Here is an 18,012-nt window from a genome sequence, read left to right as displayed (position 1 = left end):
AAATGCCAAGCCAGGCACCTGGTGCCCCCGACTACTATCGGGTCATGCTGGCCTACGTGGCCAACCCCTCAGCCCCCGACCGGATGCTCGCGTTGCATGCTCTGCCGGAAGCACTTGCAGCCTTTGGCCAGCAGCACGATGGCCAGCAACGACGCGGCGAAGCTGACGATCGACATCGACGAACCGACTGCTGCCGGCACACCGAAGTAGCGGTCGGTAATCAGCGCCACCAACGTGGTCCCCAACCCCAGGCCCAGCAGGTTGCTGATCAACAGGAACACCGCCGATACCTGCGCACGTACCTGGTTCGGCGAGAGGATCTGCATGGCTGCAGTGGACGCCGGCATAGGGAACGAGGCGAAGAACATGGCCGGCACCAGTAAGGTCACCGACAGCCACAGCTGGTCCACCTGCGAATACAGCACGGCCGGTACGATCATGCCCAACGCGCCAATCACCCCGGTGCGCATGGCCGCATCGCTACGCCCACGCTTGGCCAGGTGGTCGGTCAGCCAACCGCCGAATACCACCCCCGTGGTGTTGGCCAACAGCAAGATGGTGCCGAGCATGAAACCGGCCTGCTCAGGGCTCATGCCGAACTTGCGGATGTACAGCGCGGGTGTCCAGCTCATCATGCAGAACAGTGCCATGGCGTAGAACGAGAAGCCCAGGTAGTGGCAGCTGAAGGTCGCCCGGTGACGGCCGATGAAACGCAGGCCATCGGTGAGTTTCACTTTGCGTACGTTACCGTCTGCATCCAGCTGCGCGCCCTTGCGCTCCGGGTTGCGCACCGTCAGCCAGATCAGCAGGCCAACGATCACACCGGGCAAGCCGACAATGAAGAACGCCAGTTGCCAGGCCTTCATGGCGCCCAGGAACGCCACCTCGATGGTTTGTGCGTCCTTGAGCAAGGTAATCACGTAGCCGCCGACCAGAAAGGCAATGCCACCACCAACGAACGAGCCGATGGAGTAGATGCCCACTGCGCGGCCGAGCTTTTCCTTGGGGAACAGGTCACTGAACATCGAATAGGCCGAAGGCGACAGCGCCGCTTCGCCGACCCCCACGCCGATACGGGCGAGGAACATCTGCGTGAAATTCTTGCTCAGGCCGCAGGCGGCCGTGGCGAAGCTCCAGAAAATCACCCCGACCGCGATGATGCGTGGCCGCGAGAAGCGGTCGGCCAAGTAGGCGATGGGCATGCCCATGAAGGCGTAGAACAGCGAGAACGCCAGGCCGTGCAGCAGGCTGAACTGGGTATCGCTCAGTTGCAGGTCGGCCTTGATCGGTTCGATCATCAAGGCCAGGATCTGCCGGTCAACGAACGAGAAGATGTAGGCCACCATGCACAGCAGGACCACATACCATTCGTAGACGTAGCGTTTTTTGCTTGGCTTGAGGTGTTGCGCTTGGGTGAGGGTGTTCATGCACGCGAGCTCCTGATTTGGACAGCCCTGATGTGGAAAGCCTGACGGCCTCATCGCAGGAGCAGGCTGCTCCTGCCAAGGGGGCTACCGTCAGTTTTTTTCTGCAGCGGCCTGTGGCTTGATGGAAATCACCGCCAGGGTGGTAATCGCGCCCATCACCATGAGCATCACCGACACCGGCCAGGCGTCCTTGTACACGCTGAACAGTGCGGTCGCCGCCAGTGGCGCCAGGCCACCCGAGAAGATCGAGGCAATCTCGTGCCCCATGGCCAGCCCCGAATAACGCACCTTGGCCGGGAACAGCTCACCCATCAGCGCGGGCTGGGTGCCGATCATGGCGCCGTGACAGAAGGCCATGCCCAGCAGCGCCGCCAGGTACACCCACACTGGCGAGTGGGTATCGAGCATCCAGAAGAACGGGAACGCCAGCACCATCAAGCCGACCGAACCGATGGCATACACCACCCGCCGGCCAATGATGTCCGACAGCCAGCCCCAGAACACGATGGTGCCGGCCTCGACGATCATCGCCACCATCACGCTGGCCAGCACCAGCTGGGTATCCAGCCCGGTGAACTTGGCATAGGCGATGGTGAAGGCCAGGAACAGGTAGGCACTGCCGTTCTCGGCGATGCGGATACCCATGGCCTGCAGCACCGCCTTGGGGTGCTTGCGCAGCACTTCCATGGCCGGCATGTGCTCGGGTTTGTCCTGCTGGGCCTGCTCTTCGACGAAGGCCTTGCTCTCTGGCAGGCTGCGGCGGATGTACACGCCCACACCAAAGATCAGGATGCTGGCCAAGAAGGGCACCCGCCAGCCCCAGCTCATCATGTCGTCGACCGGCAGCATCTGCACCAGGTAGAACGCTGCGGCAGACATCACGAACCCGCCGGAAACACCCAACTGGCTCCAGGCCGCATAGAACCCGACCCGGTCCTTGGGCGCATTCTCGCTCAGCAGCAGCACGCCGCCGCCCCATTCGCCGCCCGACGCGACGCCTTGCAGCACGCGCAAAATGACCAGGCAGGCGGGGGCCAGGTAGCCGGCCTGCTCGAAGGTGGGCAGCAACCCCATGGCAAAGGTTGCCGCACCCATGATCGCCAGGGTCATCACCAGGGCCTTCTTGCGCCCGGCCTTGTCGCCGATGTGGCCGAAGATCAGGCCACCCAGCGGGCGTGCCAGAAAGCCCACGGCGAAGCCTGCGAACGAGGCCATGGTGCCGAGCACCGGGTCGGTGCCGGCGGGGAAGAACAGCGGGGCGAAAATCAGCGCCGCCGCCGTGCCATAGAGGAAGAAGTCATACCATTCCAGGGCGTTGCCCAGGACCGAGGCAATGACGATGCGGCGCATGGTGCGCGGGTCGGTATCACGGGTGATGTTAGTGTTCAGGTTACTCATGAGCCATCTCCATGCGGGCCGGTCACCAGAACTTCCAGGTGTAGGAAGTGATCAGGCGATACTCGTTGTAGTCGTTGCCGTACTGTTGCTGGGTACGCATGTTCTTGAGGTCGAAGGCCAGGTCCTTGAGCGGGCCGCTCTGGACCACATAGCTGAGCATGATGTCGCGCTCGCTTTCCTGGTCCCGTGCAAGGCCCGGGCCGCGGTCGATGTCGGTGCCTTTGATGTAGCGGGTGAACAGCTTCAGCCCGGGCAGGCCGATGGCGGCGAAGTTGTAGCCGTAGCGCACCGACCAGCTGCGTTCGTCCGGGCGAATGAACGGCAGGCCTGCCCAGTTCGGCAACCACAGCTGCGGCACGTAGCCGTTGAGCGTCGGGAACACGGTGTCGCCGGTCATGCGCTGGTAGCTGAGGCCCAGCATGTGCCCGCTTTTTTCCAGGGTGACCAGGCCGAAGTAGGCGCGGTTATCCACGGCGCCGCTGCGCGCGGCGCCGTCTTCGCGGTTGTTGAAATAGCCGACGTCGGTTTTCAACTGGTAACCATCGGCAAACTTCAGGGCGTGCTTGATGCCACCGTAGTCCTGCTTGTAGATGTCGTTGAGCACGCCATGGAAGTAGCTGGCTTGCAGGTCCGGGGTCAGCGCATAGGTGGCGCCGGCGAAGTCCAGGCCATCACTGTCCTGGTCGTCGCGGGTGCCGTAGCGGTACAGGCGCTCGTGGTTGGACGACTCGCGGGTGACGATCGACCAGAAGCGCCCGCCGACGAGGGTCAGGTTGTCGATGTCGCGTGATTCGATTACCGCGCCCTGGTAAAGGGTGTCGAGCTGGCGGCTGGGGTCGTTGGAGGCGACTGGGTAGAAGGGTTTCTGGTCACCGATCAGCACCTTGGTCTTGGCGTACTTGAGCTTCAGCGTCGCACCGCCGCGGCTGTAGTCGTCGGCGGCCTGCTGGCGATGGCGGCTGTAGGGTAGTGAGCCATCATTGCCGGTGGCGTCCAGGCGCAAGGCGTACTGGCCGTTGAGGTCGAGGCCGACTGCCAATGGGGTATCGGTGTAGCCAGATTCGAACTGCAGGTCGAAGCCCTGCGACCAGTTGCCGACCTTGGACACCGGTGCACTGGGGTTGGTGAAGTTACGGTTCAGGTAGAGGTTTCTGAAATTGAGCGAGAGGTGGCTGTCATCCACCACGTCGGCCAAGCAGGTCAGGGGTAATACAGCGCCCACACACAGGCAAAACGGTTTCGCACGCAACGGCCATTTGAGTTCCATGGGGTAATCCTGGAAGTGTGATCAGTACAAGTCCTGGGCAGTTGTTCAACTGGGCAGAAGGGGCTGCAGGTCTTGCGCCCGCTTGTCTGTCACGTATTTGTTTTTGTTTTTCTAGATATCCAGCACCAGGCGCTTGCCGCGCGCCCGGGAACAACACAACACGATCTGTTCGTTGGCGTGTTTCTCCTCGTCGGTCAGGTAGTGGTCACGGTGGTCGGGTTGGCCTTCGAGCACGTCGCACAGGCAGGTGCCACACACGCCTTGCTCGCACGACACCTCGACCTTGATGCCGACGCTGCGCAGCGCTGCGGTCAGGGTCTGGCCCTGCTGCACCTGCAGGGTCTTGCCGCTGCGCGCGGCCACCACCTCGAAGCTGCCGCCCGAGGTGTCGACCTCGGCCTGGAAGTACTCGTGGTGGATATGCGCGTCGTCGTAGCCTTGCTGGCGTGCGCCCTCGATCACCCAGTCCATGAAGCTCGCCGGGCCACAGGTATAGAGGTGCACACCTGGCGTAGCCGGGCCGAGTACCTGGGCCAGGTCCAGTTGCTGCTCAGGGCCTTCGTCGCTGAAGTGGGTGAACACGCTGGCGGCAAACGGTGCGGCGAGCAGTTCGTCGACGAACGCGCAGCGGCTGCGCGAGCGGCCGCGGTAGTGCAGTTCGAACGGCTGCCCTTGGGCATGCAGGGCATGCGCCATGGCGATCATCGGGGTGATACCGATGCCGCCGCCCAGCAACAGCGAGCGCGTGGCGTCGCCGGCCAGCGGGAACAGGTTGCGCGGCGCACTGATGCGCATCGGCGTGCCGGGCAGCAGGTGCTCGTGCGCCGCCACCGAGCCGCCGCGGGACTGGCTGTCCTTGAGCACGCCAAGGCGGTAGACATTGGCGTGCGCGGGGTCGCCGCACAGCGAGTACTGCCTGACCAGGCCGGGCGCCAGGTGCAGGTCGACGTGGGCGCCCGCCGCAAAACGCGGCAGGGTCTGGCCGTCGACTGCGGCCAGCTCCAGCACCAGCACGTCGCCGCCTTGCACCTCGCGGGCTTGCACGATCACTTCGAGCAGTGGGTCGATCATGCCGGTGGCCCTAGAGGATGTAGCCGATACCGGCAAGGGTATCGTTGCTGTTGATCAGGCTGATCACCTTGCGGTGGATCTTGAAACTGCCCGCTGCCCGCACCAGGGTGTAGGTCAGGTCGGCGCTGTAGTGCTTGAGGCTTTCCTTGCGAAATTCCCGCACGTTCTGCGCGCAGCGCACGGTGACGTTGACGCCGTCGTCGCTCAGCACCCGAAAGCGCGACAGCGTGCGCACGGTACGCGGTTGCGGGCTGGTGGAAATCGACTCGCCGCCGATCAACCGCTGCACCCGCAGGCCGCGCATGTGGTGGTCGTCGTAGGCGTAGTTGAGGGTGTTCTCGTAGTCGCTCTGTTTCGGGTCGATGGGGATGATGTATGTGCCTTTTTCGGTCCATTGGCCGAGCCAGGTGTCGTACTCGCCGTGGTCGAGCATGTCGCCTTCCTGCCAGATGAAGGCGGTGACTTCTTGCAGCAATTGCAGGTTCATAGGGTTCTCCATGCTCACGCCGACATCATCTTTTTCCACTGCTGGTAGGCCGCGCGCATGCCGGTTTCGGCACTCACGTCGGACACCAGGCCGTCTGCGCTGGGCGTTTCGCCGGGCAGGCCACGGTTGAGCATGATCCACAGGTCTTCACCGGCCCGGGCGCCTTTTTGCACCCGTTCCCAGGCTTCGGAATCGTCCGGGGTGCCGAAGCCCATCGGGCCCTGGAAGTGCTCGTGCAGGCGCAGGCGGTAGCGGTTGGCTGCGGCCGGGCCGCCGTCCATGGTGATCACCGAGTGATGGATTTCGGTCTCGGTCACCGAGATCGGCTGCAGCACGCGGAAGAACGCCATCGAGCAGGCGACGTTGGGGAACAGGTTGAGGTTGAAGCCCGAACCGCCGACGGCGCGCACGATGCGGCGCACCTGTGGCTCGTCGATGCCCTCGTCGCGCAGCTCGGCGGCCAGGGCCTCGAAGCGCTCCGGGATCGGCTTGTCGAGGTCGGCTTCCAGGTCCACCAGCTCGGGGATCATCACCATCACGCTGTGGCCGTTGCCCAGGTCCTCGACGTAGCCGGGGCCTTTGACGAAGTCGAACAGCTCCAGGGTCTGCTCGTCGACCGAGGACAGGAAGCTCTTGTGCACCAGCGGGAAGTGGTAGGCGTCGGTGGTGTTTTCCAGCTGGATCTTCCAGTTGCCGGGGAAGCGGAAGCGGTGCTCGCCGGGGACTTTGATGCCGTAGCCGGCGCCCTGTTTCATGAACAGGTCCATCCACTTCCTGGCAGCGCCGAGGAAGTCTTCGAGCGGCTCGATGTCGTCCTTGAAGGTGGCGAAGACCATGCCGGCGTAGCTTTCGGTGCGCAGGCTGACCAGTGGCAGTTCGGCCTTGTCGATGCAATCGCCGTAGCTTTCCGGGTGGGGGATGCCGCGCAGCGAGCCGTCAAGGGCGTAGCCCCAGCCGTGGTAGGGGCAGACGAAGCTGTTGGTCTTGCCCTTCTTGTGCTCGCAGACCGTGGCGCCGCGGTGGCGGCAGCGGTTGAGCAGCACGTTGATGGCCTTTTTGCGGTCACGTACCACGATCACCGGCTGCTTGCCGATGAAGGTGGTCTTGTAGCTGCCCGCGTCCGGGACTTCACTCTCGTGGGCGACCCAGACCCAAGTGCTGTGGAAGATCTTCTGCAGCTCGGCGTCGAACAGGGCCGGGTCGGTGTAGAGGGAGGTGTGGACGCGGTCGTGCTGCACCAGCGCGGCCGGGTCGACCGTCAGGTTGACGGCGGGGATCAGGTTGCTCACGGGGGTCACCTATGGGGCGTTTTCTTATGGGAGCAACGCTAAAGGGCAGGGGGGTGGGGCTCAATGACAGGGGCGATCAATGTCGTTGCGTTTTGTGCAACGGGCGCGGGCGGCGCTCGATCTCCGCAGCGCCACAAAAACAACGGCAAGCACCCTGGCACACATCACAACGCCATACGCACCGCCTTGGCCATCTCGGTCGCCAATTCCCGGCTCATGCCATCCAGGGTACGGCCCCGGCGCGTGACGATCTGGATATCGGTCGCGTTCATCGCCTCGCAATCAATGGCCAGGGCCTTGAAGGTGCCGCTCTTGAGCTCGTCGATGATCGGCAGCTCAGCCAGCAACGTGGCCCCCAGCCCCGACCGCACGAAATCCAGAATCACCGCCAGGGAGTTGGACGTGAGGGTCGGCACAATGGCAAACGGCTGGTCCTTGCACGCGGCATCCGCCAACTCGCGCACGCGGAAATTGGCACCGGGCAGCACCAGCGATTCCCGGGCCACTTCGGCAAGGCTGACCGTGGAGCGTTCGGCCATGCGGCTGTCGCGGTGCACGATCATCCGCAGTGGCTGCGCCAGGCTGAACAGCCGCGTCAGGCGGGCTGCAGGGTTGGGCGCAAACACCACGCCCAGATGCGCCTCGTCGGCCAGCACCATGCGCTGCACCTCCAAGGACGGGGCGCTGATGATCTCGGCCTTGTGCGCATTGTGCGCATGCAAGAAGCCCTGCAACGAATTGATCGCCCGGGCGCCCAGCAGGCCTTCGCCAATGGCGATCACCGTCGACGCCTGCTGGCGGGCGCGCAGTTCGTCCAGGCGGTTGACCAGCAGCGCGTGCTGGCGGGTGCGCTCGATGTAGTAGTCCACGGCCGCTTCGCCGGCGGCGGTCAGGCTGATGCGATGGGTGCCGGGGCGGACCAGTTCGATGCCCAGTTCTTCTTCCAGCCGGGCGATCTGCCGGCTGACCGATGAGGTGGCGACACCGAGCACTTCGGCAGCGGCGCGCATCGAGCCCTTGTCATGGCTCAGGTGCAGGTAGCGCAGGCGATGGTCCTGCAGATCGATATGGCGGGTGGGCATGACCTCGACCTCGGGGTAATCACGGCAGGCATTGGCGTGTCCCCATCGATCCTGGTGGGGCGCTGGCTTGATGTTTTTCTTGTCTGCTCGGCGTGGGTTGGCCGGCGTTGTCGCGCTCCATGCCAGGCCATCCTACACGCGTTTTTTTCTGGCAGAAATCATGTGAAAAAGGCACTAAAAATTTTTCGTGATATCAGCGTTGGTCTTTAGTTTTTTTTGCGCTGTTCAGGTCAGCCTATCTCTGCCTTTAAATTCATTTAAATCAGATAGATAAGCGGTTTTTTTTGGATGCTTCTGGGTGCTGCTAGCAGATTTTTCGTGGGTTTTAGCGTGAAAATTCAATTGACAATTCACGTAAATCGCCGCAAATATTTGTCACCGGCACCTAAAACAAGAGAGACAGACCATGCCGCCCAAACCTGCCTACGCCCCTCTGCATGGCCAGTGCTTGCCTTCACCGAGCCCAGCCAACACCCCCCACAAGCATCAGTACAAAAACCGCGCCTGAGACGGAGAAAGTCCATGGAATCGCTTTGCCTGCGTGCCGCGCCTGTGTCGGCGCTCGCCTCTGGCCCTGCCTTCGAGGCCTTGCTTGACGGTGTTCGTGATCGGGCTCGCCTCGGTGAGTTCGACCGCCAGCGCCACATATCCCGCGATGTGATCGACGCGTTCAAGGCCCATGGCGTGTACCGCGCCCTGGTGCCCAAACGCTTCGGTGGGCTTGAATGCTCGCCGGGTGCCTTCTGTGAAATGGTCGAACGCATCGCCCATGCAGACGGCTCGGCCGGCTGGGTGGCCAGCTTCGGCATGAGCCCTGTGTACCTGGCGGCGCTGCCGCTGGAAACCATCGCCGAGATCTACGGCAACAGCCCCGACACGGTGTTCGCCGGTGGCATCTTCCCGCCACAGCCCGCCGAGATCGTGCCCGGCGGCTTCAAGGTCAACGGCCGCTGGAAGTACTCCAGCGGCTCCATGGGCGCCGACATCGTCGGTGTCGGCATCGCCCCGCGCAATGGCGACAAGCTTGACCTGCCACGCCTGGCAGTGATGCCGCGCCAGCAAGCGCGCATCGAGCAGACCTGGGACACCGTCGGGCTGCTCGGCACCGGCAGCCACGACCTGGTGGTCGAGGACGTGGTGGTCGGCGAGCAATGGACCTTCGTGCGCGGTGGCAAGCCCAACCTGGACGAGCCGTTTTTCCGTTACCCCTCGCTGTCGTTCGCCACCCAGGTGCTCTCGGTGGTCGGCTTGGGCATCGCCCGCGCCGCGCTCGACGAACTGTCGGGCATGGCCAGTGGGCGCATTTCGGTCACCGGCGCCCCGGCACTGGCTGACCGGCCGCTGGCCCAGGTCGATGTGGCCAAGGCCGAGGCGGCGCTGCGCTCGGCTCGCGCGTTCTTCTACGAGTCCATCGAACGCGCCTGGGAGCACGTCCTGGCGGGCGACCCGGTACCGGTCGAGGTCACCAACCTGTTGCGCCTGTCCTCCACTCATGCCGCCCGCGTGGCCGCCGAAGTGGCGCGCAGTGTACAGATGCTCTCGGGCATGACCGGCATCTACAACGAAAGCCCGCTGGCCCGCTGCGTCAACGATGCGCAGGTGGTGACCCAGCACGCCTTCATGGGCGACGTCACCTACCAGAACGCCGGGGCGATGTTCTTCGGTAAACAGCCCCTTCCGGGCTACCTGTAACTTTCGGGATATTTGTCATGAGCGATAAGAAAACCTTGCGCGTGCTGTTCTGCATGGGCATCAACCAGAACTTCTTCGATGCCCCTCGCGAGGAGCAGCTTCAGGTGTGGGCCGCCTTCAGTGCGATGTGGAATGGCATCCACGACCTGGCCGGGGTGAACGTGCTGGGCAACATGGACGATGACCAGGGCATGGTCGGCCCGTCCGACGGCTTCCCCTGGACCACCTACCTGTTGGCTGACGTACCGGACATCGAGACCGTGCACGCCGCCTGCAACCTGTTCCGCACCACGGCCGTGGGCGAGGGGCCGTACAAGCTGTGGCGCTATGCCAAGGTCGAGGCCCGTGTCGGCCGCGAACTGATCATCCAGCGTGCCTGAGTAGAGGAAGCCCCCGTGAGCAATCTGATCCCCGCCGTCAACCTGACGGTCGACCCGGCCGCGCTGGTGCAGCACGACCGCGTCCACACCTCCCTCTACACCGACCCGGCCCTGTTCGACGCCGAGCTGCAGAAGATCTTCCACAGCACTTGGGTCTGGGTCGCCCACGAGAGTGAAGTCCCGGACGCGGGCAGCTACAAGACCACCTTCATCGGCAAGCAGCCGGTGATCGTGGTACGTGACCGCAAAAAGGCCATCAACGTGCTGCTCAACCGCTGCCGCCACCGCGGCGCCACGGTCTGCGAGCACAAGAAGGGCAAGACCAACAGCTTCGTCTGCCCCTACCACGGCTGGGGCTACGCCCTTGACGGCTCGCTGCGCGGCATCCCCCACCCGGAAAGCTACGGCGATTGCATCGACAAGGCCGAACTGCCACTGGTCAGCCTGCGCACCGAAAGCTACGCCGGCATGGTCTTCGCCACCTTCAAGGACGACATCGAGCCGCTCGAAGACTTCCTCGGCGCTGCCAGGAAGTGGATGGACCTGTTCATGAAACAGGGCGCCGGCTACGGCATCAAAGTCCCCGGCGAGCACCGCTTCCGCTTCCCCGGCAACTGGAAGATCCAGCTGGAAAACACCACCGACGCCTACCACTTCCCGCTGGTGCACAAGAGCTTCCTGTCCTCGGTCGACGAGCAGACCCTGGAGCTGTTCGACTTCGTCAAAGGCCCCGGCTACGTCGAGGACCTGGGCAACGGCCACAGCGTGATGGTGATGATCCCCGAGCTGGTGGACCTGGAAGCCGACCTCGACAAGCCGATCCCGGAGCGCTTCGAGGCCCTGGCCGCCGAGCTGCGCGACGAGGGCATCGACGAGCCACAGGTGCGCCGCATCGTGCGCGCCGTCGGCGGTTCGGGCTTCAACCTCAACCTGTTCCCCAACGTCGCCTGCTCGATGGCGTTCTTCCGCGTGCTGCAGCCGATCTCGGTGACCGAGACCGAAATCCATCACTCGGTGATCACCATGGACGGCGGCCCGGCCGCAGCCAACCGCTACCGCCTGCGCCTGCACGAGCACTTCCAGGGCCCGATGGGCTTCGGCACCCCGGACGATTCCGAAGCCTGGGAACGGGTGCAAAAAGGCGCCCGGGCCGGTGAAGACCTGTGGATCATGCTCAACCGTGGCCTGCCCGGCGAAACGCCCAGCGCAGACGGCCTGGTGTCCGACGTGAGTGCCGAAACCGGCATGCGCGCGGCCTACCAGCAGTGGAAAAAGATGATGTCGGCGTGAGCATGGAGAACCCTATGAACCTGCAATTGCTGCAAGAAGTCACCGCCTTCATCTGGCAGGAAGGCGACATGCGCGACCCCGGCGATGACGACACCTGGCTCGGCCAATGGACCGAAAAAGGCACGTACATCATTCCCATCGACCCGAAGCAGAGCGACTACGAGAACACCCTCAACTACGCCTATGACGACCACCACATGCGCGGCCTGCGGGTGCAGCGGTTGATCGGCGGCGAGTCGATATCCACCAGCCCGCAACCGCGTACCGTGCGCACGCTGTCGCGCTTTCGGGTGCTGAGCGACGACGGCGTCAACGTCACCGTGCGCTGCGCGCAGAACGTGCGGGAATTTCGCAAAGAAAGCCTCAAGCACTACAGCGCCGACCTGACCTACACCCTGGTGCGGGCGGCGGGCAGTTTCAAGATCCACCGCAAGGTGATCAGCCTGATCAACAGCGACGATACCCTTGCCGGTATCGGCTACATCCTTTGAGGAACTGGCCATGAACCAAGTTGCATTGGTAACCGGCGCCGGCCAGGGCTTGGGCCAGCGCTTTTGCGCCCAACTGCTTGCCGCGGGCTTTGACGTGGTGGTCTCGGACCGCGACCTGGCACTGGCCCAGGCCAGCGCCGCACACCTGCAGCAAGCGCAGCAAGGGCAGGGCGGCCGCACCCTGGCGGTCAAGCTCGACGTCGCCAGCAAGGCCGATTTCGAACAGGCCCTGGCCCAGGTACTGGCGCATTTTGGCGCCTTGCACGTGGTGGTCAACAACGCCGCCGTGACCAAGACCACGCCGCTGATGCAAATCACCCCGGAGGAGCTCGACGCAGTGGTCGGGCTCAACCTGCGCAGCGTCTTCCTCGGCTGCCAGGTGTTTGGCGCGCACCTGGCCGAGGCCGGTTACGGGCGGATCATCAACATGGCCTCGCTGGCCGGGCAGAACGGTGGCACCGCCACGGGTGCCCATTACGCCGCGAGCAAGGGCGCGATCATCACCCTGACCAAGATCTTCGCCAAGGAATTCGCCGCCCGCGGTGTCACGGTCAACGCCATTGCCCCCGGCCCGATCGATTCGCCGGCGGTGCATGCCGCGGTACCGGCCGAGCGCCTGCCGGGCTTGCTGGCGAACATCCCGGTGCAGCGCCTGGGTGACGCCGGCTTCCTTGGCGACCTGATCGTGCAACTGGCGCGGCCCGAGGCCTATTTCACCACCGGGGCAACCTGGGACGTGAACGGCGGCCTGTTCATGCGTTGAAATTTTCGGGGGCGCAGCGCGCCTCCTGTCGTTACACGGGACACCGGCCATGAATGAACAATTGTTGAACGTAGTCGTGCGCAAGCGCGAGATCCAAGGGGCCGACGTGGTCGTCCTCGACCTGGGGCGTGCCGATGGCACGGCGTTGCCGGCCTTCGAGGCGGGGGCGCATGTCGATATCCACGTCGCGCCTGGCCTGGTGCGCCAGTACTCGCTGTGCAGCGACCCGGCCGATGCCACGGTGTATCGCCTGGGCGTGCTCAAAGACCCCGCTTCACGCGGCGGCTCGGTGGGGGTGCACGAGACCTTGCTGGAAGGGCGCGCATTGCAGATCAGCGCGCCGCGCAACCTGTTCCCGCTGGCGGCGCAGGCGCGCCGCTCGATCCTGCTGGGTGGCGGTATCGGCATCACGCCGATGATCGCCATGGCCCATGCCCTGCACCAGCAGGGCGCTGACTTCGAACTGCATTATTGCGGGCGCTCGCGCAGCCGCAGTGCGTTTCTTGAGGCACTGGCGGCGGCGCCGTTTGCCGCACGGGTAGTGACTCACTTCGACGACGAAGACCCGGCACAGCGCCTTGACCTGGTGGCGGTGCTAGGCGCTGCCAACCCAGGTACCCACCTGTACACCTGCGGCCCGTCAGGCTTCATGGACTGGGTGATCGAAGGGGCTCGCCGGCAGGGTTATGCCGAAGACCATATCCACAAGGAGTACTTCCAGGTCGAGGTCGATGCCAGTGGCGAAGGCTTTGAAGTGGTGGCCGCGCGCAGCAACAAGACCGTGCAGGTCGGCGAGGGGCAGACGATTCTCGAAGCCTTGGCGCAGGTCGGCATCAAGATTGATATTTCCTGCGAGCAGGGCGTCTGCGGGACGTGCATGTGCGAGGTGCTCGAAGGCGAGCCGGACCACCGCGATGTGTACCTGACCGATGACGAAAAAGCCGCGAACGACCAGATCCTGGTGTGCTGCTCGCGGGCCAAGTCCAACAAGCTGGTGCTGGATATCTGAGGAGCATGACCATGGTAGACGTAAACCAGTTTCGCAATGCAATGGCGCTGCTCGGCGGCGCCGTATCGGTCATCACAACCGATGGCCCTGCAGGGCGTTTCGGCTTCACCGCATCGGCAGTGTGCAGCGTGACCGACGCACCGCCTACCTTGCTGGTGTGCATGAACCGCGCGTCTTACTCCAACGAGCAATTCAAGGCCAACGGCGCGTTGTGCGTGAACGTGCTGGCCGGTACCCATCAGGAACTGTCGGGGGCGTTTGCCAACCGTAACCTGAGCACGGAGGAACGCTTTGCGACCACCCACTGGACCGTGCTGGAAAGCGGCGCGCCGGTGATGCAGGAGGCGTTGGTAAACTTCGACTGCCGTATTGCCCAGGTGCATGAAGTGGGGTCGCACAGCATTTTCTATTGCGAGATCCAGGATATCCGCCATGGCGGGGCGGACGATGGGCTGGTGTATTTCAACCGGGCCTATCACCGGGTGTGCGAGGACTCTAAAGCCTGCTGAATTAGGGGGCCGCCACGCGGCCCCAGCTTTCACGGTGTCTCGAGGTTGTGAAACACCACTTCCAGCATCCGGTTCAGCCGCTGCACCTGCGCCTCGGTCAGCCCCTTGAAGCTGCGCTGGAACAGCTCGCGGGTCACGTCCTGCATGCGCTCGATGTTCTGCAGGCCGACCTCGGTGATGCGCACTTGGGTCACGCGCCCATCCTCAGGGCTTGGCGCAGTATCGACCAGCCCATCGTCTTTCATGCGGTAGACGATCTTGGTGATGGTCGAGAGTTTGGCAATGGCATGGGTGGAGATCTCGGAAATACTCGATTCACCGTTCTCGTTGAGGATCCACAGCACGCGCCAGCGCGGCACGTCGAGGTCGATCTTCTTGAGCAGACGCTCCATGTTCTGGGTGTAACGGCCATGCACACGGGCCAGCCAGTAGAAGGGGAAATCCTCCTTGCGAAATTCATCGCTGGCCGGGTCGTGATGGCTGTGGCCTTTGTTTTTCGAGTTGCTCATCGGTTCACTACTTGTGCGGAAATAGTCGCGACATCATAGCCGTTTCCGCGTATTTGGCTACCGCGAAACGGTCGGGAATTACTGGAATATTCAGTTGACATTTCAAGTAATCGACCCGCATTTTAGCGGCTGGGCAAAGGCCCGGCATCCATTCTTGAAGAGGGCTGCACAACAATGACAATCATAGTAGAAACCCTTGATCTGGGCGGCACCGGCCCCCGGGTCGTGGTCAAGGACACCATCGATGTCGCCGGTACCGCCAGCCGCGCCAGCAGCCAGGCGTTGGAGGATGCGCCGCTGGCCGAGCGCCATGCCGAGGTGGTCAGCCAGTTGCTGGCCGCCGGTGCCCGCCTCACCGGCAAGGTCAGCCTGCACGAGCTGGCGTTTGGCACCACCGGGATCAACCGCTATACCGGCACGGCGGCCAACCCGCGTTTTCCAGGGCGCATTCCTGGTGGCTCGTCCAGCGGTTCGGCCGCTGCGGTGGCGGCGGGCCTGGCAGACTTCAGCCTGGGTACCGACACCGGCGGCTCGGTGCGCGTCCCGGCCTGTTGCTGTGGGGTGTTCGGCCTCAAGCCGACGTTTGGCCGGGTAAGCCGCAAAGGCGTGATGCCAGCGCGCACCAGCCTCGACTGCGTTGGCCCGTTCGCCGCGAGCCTGCCGATGCTGGTGCGCGCCATGAGCATGATCGACCCCACCTTCGTCCCCGCCCAGGTGCCGAGCAAGGCGCGCATCGGTGTGTTGCGGGTGACCGCCGAGGCTGCCATCCACAAGGTGGTACACGGGGCGCTGACGGCCAGTGGCTTGCCTTTGGGCAACGTCGAGCTCAAGCATTTTGGCGCTGCTTACGACGCCGGCATGGTGGTGATTAACCGCGAAACGTTCGAAGGCTGTGGCCACCTTCTACAAACCGGCAAGGTCGGCAGCGATATCGCCGGGCGCCTGGCGGCAGCGGGGCAGACCACGGACTCGGCGCTGGCCGAGGCTGAAGAGGTGCGTCGAAGGTTTACCGATGAAGTCGACCAGGCCCTGGCCAGCTTCGACGTCCTGGCCCTGCCGACCATGCCGGACTTCCCGCTGCGCCTGGAGGATGCCGCCGACACCCGGGCGGTGCTGGGCATGACCTCGCTGGTGCGGCCGTTCAACCTGTCGGGGCACCCGGCGTTGAGCATTCCGCTGGGCAGCGAGGCCGGCTTGCCGGTCGGCCTGCAACTGGTGGCGGCCAAGGGCGCCGACGAAAAACTGTTGGCGGTGGCCGAGCGCTTGCTGCTGAACCTGTATGCCGGTAACGAGCACTGAGGCCAGCGTAGCCATGACCGATATCCTTGAACTGCAGGCCCGGCTGCTCTGCTTCGAACACCAGCAGGCCATCCGCGTCTGCATGAACCGCTACATGGCGCTGTGCGACCAGCTGGACGCCAGCTCACCGCTCGATGAACTGGCGGGGTTGTTCTGCCGTGAGGCGGTGTGGGAAGGCAAGGGCGCCAAGTACGCCGAAAGCTTTGGCGGCTACCGTGGCCGCGAGGCGATCCGCGCGATGTTTGCCACCTACATGAAGACGCCGGCGCACTTTGCCTTGAATGTGCACTTCCTGACCAGCGAGGTGATCGAGGTGGCCGGTGATGAAGGGCTTGGGCGCTGGGTGATGTTGCAGACCAGTACCTTTGCCGACGGCGCGTCGCACCTGAATGCCGCCCGGTTGACGGTGCGCTTTGCGTTGGAAGAGGGACGCTGGTGCATGGCGCATTTCCAGACCGAGAACCTGTTCAGCCGGCCGGTTACGGGGTGGAACAGCGAGGCGCCGTTGCCGGTGCCTGAGTAGAGCGTAGGGCCATTGTTGCTGGGGCTGCAGAGCAGCCCCGGCAATCTCCCGCTCAAAAGGTACTGACGAACACCACCTGCCCATACAGGTTGTCATTGTTGCTGCCCAACTGCGTCCCCCCTTGCTCGGCACTGCGATCCGGCTGATACAACCCCACCAAGGGCACGACCATCAGGTGATCATTGATGGTCCACTCGGCATAGATATCCAGCTCACGCCCGTCCACATTGCCCAACCTGCGGTCGATGGTATCGAAGTTGAACGCCATCACCCCGAGGTTCAGCGTGGGGCTCGGGCTGACCACCAGGCCAACCTTCTGCACCCGCGCATTGCTGTTGAACGGCCCGGCATAGTTGCCCGCCACTTCGCCCTGGAACCACGTCCCCAACCCGCGCCCAAGGCCGTAGAACAGGGTGTCGTACTGCTCTGAAAAGCGGCTGTAGCGGTAGCTCAGGTTCGGCTGCCAGGGCAGGTTGACGAAGGTCCAGCCTGCTTCCAGGTACCAGGCATCCTCGGTGGCGGTGTGGGGCTTGTCCTGTTTGGCGTATTCCCCGGACAGGAACAGGTTGTCTACCCCGGCATTGCCCTGGCCACGCAGGCTGTAGGTTTTCATGCCGTCGCGTTCCAGTTGCTGGGGCGAGGCGTATTGCTCGTCGACATGGGTGGTGGCGATGTAGGTCAGGCCGACCGTGCCGGCGTCCGCCACGTGTTCCAGGGTGGCGACGTGCATTTCGGTGTTGGCCTGGGCGCGGTTGTCCGATTGCAGCCACATCAGGTCGCCGCGCCAGCCGCTGCTGCCACCCAGGCGCAGCACGGCGGTCTTGTCGAAGCTCTTGCGCGCCGCCAGGTAGTAGGCGCCACCCCGGTTGAACTGCCCATCGGCCAGGCCATGGCCAACGTTCAGCGAGTCCCCCTGAAGCAGGAAACCATCGCCCACGGCGACCATTTGTTTGCCGAACGACAGGTCGATACCGTCCTCGCCTAGCAGCGGTACCAGGTTGCCGGACTTCCAGCCCAGGTAGGCATCTTCGACCTTGCTGGTGCGTTCGCTGCCGTCGCTGAAGCCTGCAGCGTCACCGTCCCCCCAGGTCGCCGAGCTGAGCAGGGCAAAGGCGCCATACAACGCCCCCATGCTCCCCAGGCGTTGGTCGGCACTCAAACCATACTTGATGTAGCCCTCCTGCCAGGAGGTAGAGCCGGGTTGGTCACGGCCAATCACGTAGCTTCGTTCGCTGTGGAATGCACCGAACACGGCTTCCACATTGGCGTTCAGGTGGCGTTCGGCATCGCTGTACAGCTCGTGCGCGGACGCACCCAGCGAAGCCCCGGCCAGGAGTGCGGCCAAGGTACGGCGGTACGGGCGGTGGTGCATGGTCTGGCTTCCTTTGTCATGGTTTTTGGCAGAAGTTCCGAAGACATGCCAATGATCATGAAGCAAGCCCCGGCACGGGCTTTTGCCCTGGCTGCCAGTTGCCTTTGGCGTTGTGCCAAGCTGATGCGAGGGAGTGGGAAAACGCAGAAGGCCC

General features: G+C 63.8%; 18 protein-coding genes. 9 read left to right on the top strand and 9 right to left on the bottom strand.

Annotated elements, in window-relative coordinates; all coding sequences use genetic code 11:
- Positions 1–68: 68 nt before the first annotated feature.
- The 7 genes from PC358_RS08090 to PC358_RS08060 all read right to left on the bottom strand — a co-directional run bounded on the left by PC358_RS08090 (position 69) and on the right by PC358_RS08060 (position 8,021).
- Complete coding sequence (locus tag PC358_RS08090) at positions 69–1,427, bottom strand: spinster family MFS transporter (RefSeq protein ID WP_033698743.1); 1,359 nt, start codon at positions 1,425–1,427, stop codon at positions 69–71.
- 90 nt (positions 1,428–1,517) lie between these two features.
- Complete coding sequence (locus tag PC358_RS08085; RefSeq protein WP_033698741.1) at positions 1,518–2,825, bottom strand: MFS transporter; 1,308 nt, start codon at positions 2,823–2,825, stop codon at positions 1,518–1,520.
- Between the two features lie 22 nt (positions 2,826–2,847).
- On the bottom strand, positions 2,848–4,092 hold the full coding sequence (locus PC358_RS08080) for an OprD family outer membrane porin (protein WP_033698740.1): 1,245 nt from the start codon (positions 4,090–4,092) through the stop codon (positions 2,848–2,850).
- Between the two features lie 111 nt (positions 4,093–4,203).
- The gene (locus tag PC358_RS08075) at positions 4,204–5,163 is read right to left on the bottom strand and encodes a PDR/VanB family oxidoreductase (protein ID WP_033698738.1); all 960 of its coding nucleotides are present in this window, start codon (positions 5,161–5,163) and stop codon (positions 4,204–4,206) included.
- Between the two features lie 10 nt (positions 5,164–5,173).
- The gene (locus PC358_RS08070) at positions 5,174–5,650 is read right to left on the bottom strand and encodes an aromatic-ring-hydroxylating dioxygenase subunit beta (protein ID WP_033698736.1); all 477 of its coding nucleotides are present in this window, start codon (positions 5,648–5,650) and stop codon (positions 5,174–5,176) included.
- A 14-nt stretch (positions 5,651–5,664) separates the two neighbouring features.
- Positions 5,665–6,939 (bottom strand): aromatic ring-hydroxylating oxygenase subunit alpha, encoded by a 1,275-nt coding sequence (locus tag PC358_RS08065; protein WP_033698731.1) that lies wholly within the window; start codon positions 6,937–6,939, stop codon positions 5,665–5,667.
- A 164-nt stretch (positions 6,940–7,103) separates the two neighbouring features.
- Positions 7,104–8,021 carry a LysR family transcriptional regulator gene (locus PC358_RS08060; protein WP_033698735.1) on the bottom strand — a complete coding sequence of 306 codons (918 nt, stop codon included), beginning with the start codon at positions 8,019–8,021 and terminating at the stop codon, positions 7,104–7,106.
- A gap of 522 nt (positions 8,022–8,543) precedes the next feature.
- On the opposite strand from PC358_RS08060, the gene iacA reads away from it, so the two are divergent.
- Genes iacA through PC358_RS08025 form a run of 7 tightly spaced genes read left to right on the top strand, consistent with a single transcriptional unit; the run spans position 8,544 to position 14,155 of the window.
- The gene (gene iacA, locus PC358_RS08055) at positions 8,544–9,713 is read left to right on the top strand and encodes an indole-3-acetate monooxygenase (protein ID WP_033698734.1); all 1,170 of its coding nucleotides are present in this window, start codon (positions 8,544–8,546) and stop codon (positions 9,711–9,713) included.
- A 17-nt stretch (positions 9,714–9,730) separates the two neighbouring features.
- Positions 9,731–10,093 (top strand): hypothetical protein, encoded by a 363-nt coding sequence (locus PC358_RS08050; RefSeq protein WP_033698732.1) that lies wholly within the window; start codon positions 9,731–9,733, stop codon positions 10,091–10,093.
- Positions 10,094–10,108: 15 nt separating this feature from the next.
- Positions 10,109–11,383: an aromatic ring-hydroxylating oxygenase subunit alpha gene (locus PC358_RS08045; RefSeq protein ID WP_033698731.1), complete on the top strand. Its 1,275-nt coding sequence runs from the start codon at positions 10,109–10,111 to the stop codon at positions 11,381–11,383.
- A 14-nt stretch (positions 11,384–11,397) separates the two neighbouring features.
- Positions 11,398–11,874: an aromatic-ring-hydroxylating dioxygenase subunit beta gene (locus PC358_RS08040; protein WP_033698730.1), complete on the top strand. Its 477-nt coding sequence runs from the start codon at positions 11,398–11,400 to the stop codon at positions 11,872–11,874.
- 10 nt (positions 11,875–11,884) lie between these two features.
- A complete protein-coding gene (locus tag PC358_RS08035) occupies positions 11,885–12,637 on the top strand; it encodes an SDR family NAD(P)-dependent oxidoreductase (protein ID WP_033698728.1) in 753 nt (250 codons plus the stop codon).
- Positions 12,638–12,686: 49 nt separating this feature from the next.
- Complete coding sequence (locus PC358_RS08030) at positions 12,687–13,646, top strand: PDR/VanB family oxidoreductase (RefSeq protein WP_033698726.1); 960 nt, start codon at positions 12,687–12,689, stop codon at positions 13,644–13,646.
- A gap of 11 nt (positions 13,647–13,657) precedes the next feature.
- Entirely contained in the window at positions 13,658–14,155 is a 498-nt protein-coding gene (locus tag PC358_RS08025) for a flavin reductase (RefSeq protein ID WP_033698724.1), read from the top strand.
- Between the two features lie 29 nt (positions 14,156–14,184).
- On the opposite strand, the gene PC358_RS08020 is transcribed toward PC358_RS08025, so the two are convergent.
- Entirely contained in the window at positions 14,185–14,664 is a 480-nt protein-coding gene (locus PC358_RS08020; protein ID WP_033698723.1) for a MarR family winged helix-turn-helix transcriptional regulator, read from the bottom strand.
- 174 nt (positions 14,665–14,838) lie between these two features.
- On the opposite strand from PC358_RS08020, the gene PC358_RS08015 reads away from it, so the two are divergent.
- Together PC358_RS08015 and PC358_RS08010 are read left to right on the top strand one after the other, a co-directional pair.
- Positions 14,839–15,963, top strand: a complete 1,125-nt coding sequence (locus PC358_RS08015; RefSeq protein ID WP_033698721.1) for an amidase — start codon at positions 14,839–14,841, stop codon at positions 15,961–15,963.
- Positions 15,964–15,976: 13 nt separating this feature from the next.
- Complete coding sequence (locus PC358_RS08010; RefSeq protein ID WP_033698719.1) at positions 15,977–16,486, top strand: nuclear transport factor 2 family protein; 510 nt, start codon at positions 15,977–15,979, stop codon at positions 16,484–16,486.
- Positions 16,487–16,538: 52 nt separating this feature from the next.
- Here PC358_RS08010 and PC358_RS08005 read toward each other — a convergent pair whose 3' ends face one another.
- Positions 16,539–17,858 (bottom strand): alginate export family protein, encoded by a 1,320-nt coding sequence (locus PC358_RS08005; protein WP_033698717.1) that lies wholly within the window; start codon positions 17,856–17,858, stop codon positions 16,539–16,541.
- Between the last annotated feature and the right edge of the window lie 154 nt (positions 17,859–18,012).

It is taken from the genome of Pseudomonas capeferrum, assembly GCF_000731675.1.
Taxonomy (GTDB): Bacteria; Pseudomonadota; Gammaproteobacteria; order Pseudomonadales; family Pseudomonadaceae; genus Aquipseudomonas; species Aquipseudomonas capeferrum.
This window is presented reverse-complemented; position numbering and strand designations above follow the sequence as displayed.

What these genes read in the sequence shown, in the direction of transcription:
- PC358_RS08080 (WP_033698740.1), bottom strand. Translation starts at nt 4,092, where the DNA reads ATGGAACTCAAATGGCCGTTGCGTGCGAAACCGTTTTGCCTGTGTGTG.
- PC358_RS08020 (WP_033698723.1), bottom strand. Translation starts at nt 14,664, where the DNA reads ATGAGCAACTCGAAAAACAAAGGCCACAGCCATCACGACCCGGCCAGC.
- PC358_RS08075 (WP_033698738.1), bottom strand. Translation starts at nt 5,163, where the DNA reads ATGATCGACCCACTGCTCGAAGTGATCGTGCAAGCCCGCGAGGTGCAA.
- PC358_RS08085 (WP_033698741.1), bottom strand. Translation starts at nt 2,825, where the DNA reads ATGAGTAACCTGAACACTAACATCACCCGTGATACCGACCCGCGCACC.
- PC358_RS08070 (WP_033698736.1), bottom strand. Translation starts at nt 5,650, where the DNA reads ATGAACCTGCAATTGCTGCAAGAAGTCACCGCCTTCATCTGGCAGGAA.
- PC358_RS08090 (WP_033698743.1), bottom strand. Translation starts at nt 1,427, where the DNA reads ATGAACACCCTCACCCAAGCGCAACACCTCAAGCCAAGCAAAAAACGC.
- PC358_RS08005 (WP_033698717.1), bottom strand. Translation starts at nt 17,858, where the DNA reads ATGCACCACCGCCCGTACCGCCGTACCTTGGCCGCACTCCTGGCCGGG.
- iacA (WP_033698734.1), top strand. Translation starts at nt 8,544, where the DNA reads ATGGAATCGCTTTGCCTGCGTGCCGCGCCTGTGTCGGCGCTCGCCTCT.
- PC358_RS08015 (WP_033698721.1), top strand. Translation starts at nt 14,839, where the DNA reads ATGACAATCATAGTAGAAACCCTTGATCTGGGCGGCACCGGCCCCCGG.
- PC358_RS08010 (WP_033698719.1), top strand. Translation starts at nt 15,977, where the DNA reads ATGACCGATATCCTTGAACTGCAGGCCCGGCTGCTCTGCTTCGAACAC.
- PC358_RS08050 (WP_033698732.1), top strand. Translation starts at nt 9,731, where the DNA reads ATGAGCGATAAGAAAACCTTGCGCGTGCTGTTCTGCATGGGCATCAAC.
- PC358_RS08035 (WP_033698728.1), top strand. Translation starts at nt 11,885, where the DNA reads ATGAACCAAGTTGCATTGGTAACCGGCGCCGGCCAGGGCTTGGGCCAG.
- PC358_RS08030 (WP_033698726.1), top strand. Translation starts at nt 12,687, where the DNA reads ATGAATGAACAATTGTTGAACGTAGTCGTGCGCAAGCGCGAGATCCAA.
- PC358_RS08060 (WP_033698735.1), bottom strand. Translation starts at nt 8,021, where the DNA reads ATGCCCACCCGCCATATCGATCTGCAGGACCATCGCCTGCGCTACCTG.
- PC358_RS08025 (WP_033698724.1), top strand. Translation starts at nt 13,658, where the DNA reads ATGGTAGACGTAAACCAGTTTCGCAATGCAATGGCGCTGCTCGGCGGC.
- PC358_RS08040 (WP_033698730.1), top strand. Translation starts at nt 11,398, where the DNA reads ATGAACCTGCAATTGCTGCAAGAAGTCACCGCCTTCATCTGGCAGGAA.